Annotated in this window: 4 protein-coding genes and 1 pseudogene; 2 read left to right on the forward strand and 3 right to left on the reverse strand. The window is 36.2% G+C overall.

Annotated elements, in window-relative coordinates; genetic code table 11:
• Window positions 1-516: 516 nt before the first annotated feature.
• Window positions 517-1,338, reverse strand: coding sequence for a uracil-DNA glycosylase (locus WGMM_RS03875; RefSeq protein ID WP_038250347.1), 822 nt, complete (start codon window positions 1,336-1,338; stop codon window positions 517-519).
• Window positions 1,328-1,867 (reverse strand): peptide deformylase, encoded by a 540-nt coding sequence (def, locus tag WGMM_RS03880; RefSeq protein WP_038250351.1) that lies wholly within the window; start codon window positions 1,865-1,867, stop codon window positions 1,328-1,330. Before def ends, WGMM_RS03875 begins: the two co-directional genes overlap by 11 nt.
• A gap of 140 nt (window positions 1,868-2,007) precedes the next feature.
• Here def and ftsA point away from each other — a divergent pair, with 140 nt between their 5' ends.
• Both ftsA and map read left to right on the forward strand, forming a co-directional pair.
• Window positions 2,008-3,246: a cell division protein FtsA gene (gene ftsA, locus WGMM_RS03885; protein ID WP_038250356.1), complete on the forward strand. Its 1,239-nt coding sequence runs from the start codon at window positions 2,008-2,010 to the stop codon at window positions 3,244-3,246.
• A 133-nt stretch (window positions 3,247-3,379) separates the two neighbouring features.
• On the forward strand, window positions 3,380-4,162 hold the full coding sequence (map, locus tag WGMM_RS03890; RefSeq protein ID WP_038250362.1) for a type I methionyl aminopeptidase: 783 nt from the start codon (window positions 3,380-3,382) through the stop codon (window positions 4,160-4,162).
• Between the two features lie 26 nt (window positions 4,163-4,188).
• Here map and WGMM_RS03895 read toward each other — a convergent pair.
• Window positions 4,189-4,491, reverse strand: a pseudogene (locus WGMM_RS03895) (MFS transporter); the annotation flags it as partial.

Below are 4,491 nucleotides of genomic sequence, written 5' to 3' on the forward strand. Positions count from 1 at the left end.
ATTTAAGAAATTTACCAAATAAAAAAAGGCAAAAGAAGCCCTGGGGTTATTATCTGCTTTAAAATATTGGCGTTTTTTATGTTTTAAACGCTTGACAAGCGAAATTCAGCTGCTTTTAATTGCAACTAACCTACGCTGCAAATGTTTAAGAAATTTACTAAGCAAAAAAAAAGACAAAGAATCCCCGAGTTAGCTAGTCTTTTACTATCTCTGTCGAGTATTGGCATTTTTTGATGTCTTGTAACGCTTTATAAGCGCGTTCAGCTTATTTAGATAAAAATCTAGATGTAGATGAAGTTTTGTAAAGACATACAGTATCTATATACTGCAAAAAAATTGAACACAAGACGCCGATACATTAAGTAATCCTTACCTTTTAATCTGCAGATTGGCGAAAGCAAATACAATAGCTTCAGTTTTATGATAAGGGGGCTGGCGGAGTTTGTCAAGGAAGTTTTTTCGTTTCTAACGATTGTTAACATGCTGCAAAAACTATGCAAGAGGTCTACCACTTTATTAGGTATTTGTGCAGTTATTGGTGTTATCAAGATACTCCCTAATCTTCTTCAAGTCCTCCCAGGCTAAACGTTTTTGTGCTGGTTGGCGAAGTAGGTAAGCTGGATGAAATATAGCAGCTGTGGTGATTGAATTGGACAAATATTGGTTAGTGTACGTATGAAATCTGCCACGCAAATTCGATATAGTTTTTGTGCTGTCAAGAAGGCTATAACATGCGATTCCCCCGACCAAAATTAAAATTTGTGGTGAAACTAGTGCAACGTGTTTTTCGACAAATGGTCTGCACATATCAAGCTCTAGGTCGGTTGGCTTTCTATTGCCAGGTGGACGCCAAAATACAGTATTGCTTATGTATACCTTAGTGCGATCAAGATTGATTGCATTTAACATTTTATCGAGCAACATTCCACTTGCACCACAAAATGGTATGCCTTGAAGGTCTTCATTTGCTCCTGGAGCTTCACCAACGAGCATAACTTTTGCGTTTGGATTACCATCGGAAAAGACAGTATTAGTTGCAGTTTTTTTTATCTCACAACCTTCAAATGATTCAACTGCGCTTCTTAGTTCATCCACACTATTACATTTGCTTGCAAGTTTCCTTGCTTCAATTATCCAGTCACTTGGAAACATGCCTTTTCCATCTTTAGTGTCATCCCAGCGCGTATCTGCATCTTTCTTCTGGGTCCCAGTTTGGATAACAGAGGGTTGTACACTCTCTTTGCTCTCCAATTTTTTTTCCTCTTCACCCTCCATTAGTGTGCAATCAACGCCCACTTCATGGTAAAATTTTAATAATTCTAAGTCTTTATTGCTCATAATGCTTTTTAACCTTTTGTGCTTTTTTCATGGCCATATCATACTTTAATTTAGATAAATGTCTAATATATAACATGCCGTTTAAGTGATCTAATTCATGCTGAATACACCTTGCAAGCCAACCACTAGCTTTTAGTGTTTGTTCTTCGTTATTTAAGTCTCTGTATTTCACAGTTAAATACTTTGGACGCTTAATTTCATAGCTTTGCTCTGGAATTGAAAGGCACCCTTCCCTGAGAATTACTTGTTCATCAGATAATTCCGTAATTTCTGGATTAATCATGCAAAATTTGCCAGTTGATTCATATCCTGCTGGCTCATTTTCAATTGTTTCTAGCTGAACATCCATAACAAAAATTCTCTTTAACACTCCAACTTGCACTGCAGCAAGGCCAAAACCTTCTGCGTCGTACACAGTTTCGAACATGTCGTTTACTAATTCTTTAATTTTATCGTTTATATCTGTTACTTCACTGGCACGTGTGATTAGTCTTTCGTCAGGAGCAATTACAATTGGTAATATGGACATAAAAATTATAATTCTATGTTTTGCTTTTCCTTTTGTTCCAGGATTTAGTGTATATTAAAATGTTGCTATATCTATAATAGAAATATAAATTATTAAAGAAAGCTACAACTTAAAATGAAATTGCGTAATAAGGTCAACTAATGTACTCTGCAGTAATAGCAAAACCAAAGAGAAACGTTTTTGCTGTTTTAGACATAGGTACAACAAAGATTATTTGTCTAATCGTTAAGATAAATGGCAACTTCAGCTATAAAGTAACAGGAACGGGTTATAAGATTGCAGAAGGTGTAAACGGTGGATCAATAACTAATGTAAAACACGCAAATTACTCCATCTCATCAACTATAGGTTTAGCTGAGCAAGTGTCAGAGGAAACTATAGATCAGATATATGTAAATATTGCTGGATGTGGCATCTCATCTTTCAATGTACATAATGAAATTGTTGCAGCTAATCATGAAATTTCTGACCGGGATATAAAACGTGTAGTTTTTCAGACGTTTGAGAAATATATTGAAGAGAATGTTATCATTCACAATATACCACTGAAATATCACTTAGATGACATGACTGACATAAAAGAAGTTGGTGGATTGTACGGAAAAAGACTATCTGCTGATGTTAATGTTGTCACTGCTTCGCGTCCAGCGCTTACCAATATTGAAAACTGTATTACCAATAATGGTGGATTAAATATGGCAGGTTGTATTGCTTCTGCATATTCTGCAGGTCTTGCCTGTCTGAGTGGAGATGAAAAAGAGCTCGGGACTGCTATTGTTGATATAGGCGGTGGGTGCACTGCAATTGGAATTTTCAAAAGAGGGAAACTTGTGTATGCAAGCAGCGTTCCAATTGGTGGTGTTCATATCACTCGAGATATTGCTTACGGGCTATGCACAAGCATAGAACGTGCAGAGTATATAAAAATACTGTATGGCAGCACTATCGTAACTTCAATAGATGAGAATGAGTACATTACAATGCAAAACAACGAAAATGATGAACCTACTCAAGTATTCAAATCTGAGCTTATTAACATCATAAGACCAAGAGTTGAAGAAGTACTTGAAATGGTAAGAGAGCAATTTCAAGAGCAGAAAGATCCAATTAATAAAGTAGTGATCACAGGTGGAACTAGTCAACTCACAAGCATGAAGGAAATTGCAGGCTATATATTCAATAAGCAAGTTCGAATTGGGTGCCCTGAGTCTTGTAGCGGTCTTGATGGCGAATATGATAAAAATCCTGTATTTTCTGCTGCTATAGGCTCTATAAAGCTAATAGTTGACACTTTTTATAAAAATAACTCTGGAATGCTCGGTCAAGATGGTAAAATGAGTAAATTGTATAATTGGGTTAAATCGAAAGTTACAGTCTAGATTTCTGTTTTTACCACTTTTCATACAAATGACTTGACACTAGGATCCATAGGACTTATTTTTATAATATGTAAAATTATTATGTTTATGTACTTGCGAGTAAGCGTACCAATTACAATAAAACATGGAAAATATGAACATAACTATACACTCACAAGAAGATTTTAAATTTATGCGCAAGGCTGGCAGGCTTGCTGCTGAAACTCTTGATTTCATTGCACCGTACGTAAAGATAGGGGTGACAACTAATGAGTTAAATGATCTATGTCATGATTTTATAATTAATGCAGGTGCAATTCCAGCACCACTAAATTATAGGGGATATCCAAAATCAATTTGCACTTCAAAAAATGCAGTTGTGTGCCATGGTGTTCCCGATGATAAACCGCTTAAAGATGGAGATATTTTGAATATTGACGTTACGGTGATTTTAAATGGCTGGCACGGTGATACAAGTCGCATGTTTTGGATTGGCAAGCCATCAATAAAAGCAAAACGTTTATGTGACGCTACTTATAATGCGTTGATGGAAGCGATCAAACAAGTTAAGCCCGGCAATAAGTTAAATGAAATAGGGCTTGCTATAGAGAAGTATATTGAAGATTTTGGATATTCTATCGTACGCAGCTACTGCGGACATGGTATAGGAAAAGTCTTTCATGCTCCACCAAATGTAGTGCATTTCTATGATCAAGATGAAAATCTCGTCTTGAAGGAAGGTATGTTCTTTACAATAGAGCCAATGATTAATGCTGGAAAACATGAGACTCTGCTCAGTAAACTCGATGATTGGACAGTGACAACACGCGATCTTTCACTTTCTGCTCAATTTGAACATACGCTCGGAGTAACAAAAGATGGTGCTGAAATATTCACATTATCACCTAAAAATTGGCACTTCCCGCCTTATAATTAGATTTTTTTAATTCTGCTATACTGCAACTATACTTGGTTTACTTTGGGTAATTTTGAAGAAAGCTCACCCTTAATTTGCGATATAGCAACTAGCCCAATTAATGCACAGAAAATCATGTAAAAACTAGCTGAAGTCTCTTGTCCTGTAACCTTGATAATTGTTGTGCATATAAAATGGTGCAAGGCCGCCAAAAAATCCAGCAGCTATATTTCTTGATAAACCAAATCCACTGTACCGAACCTTTGTTGGAAATAATTCGCACATAAGTGCACTGACAGGACCAAGCGATGCAGCTATTGGAATTATAAAAGAATGTGTGCCAGCAAGTA

This window comes from Wolbachia endosymbiont of Glossina morsitans morsitans (assembly GCF_000689175.1).
GTDB classification, from domain to species: domain Bacteria; phylum Pseudomonadota; class Alphaproteobacteria; order Rickettsiales; family Anaplasmataceae; genus Wolbachia; species Wolbachia pipientis.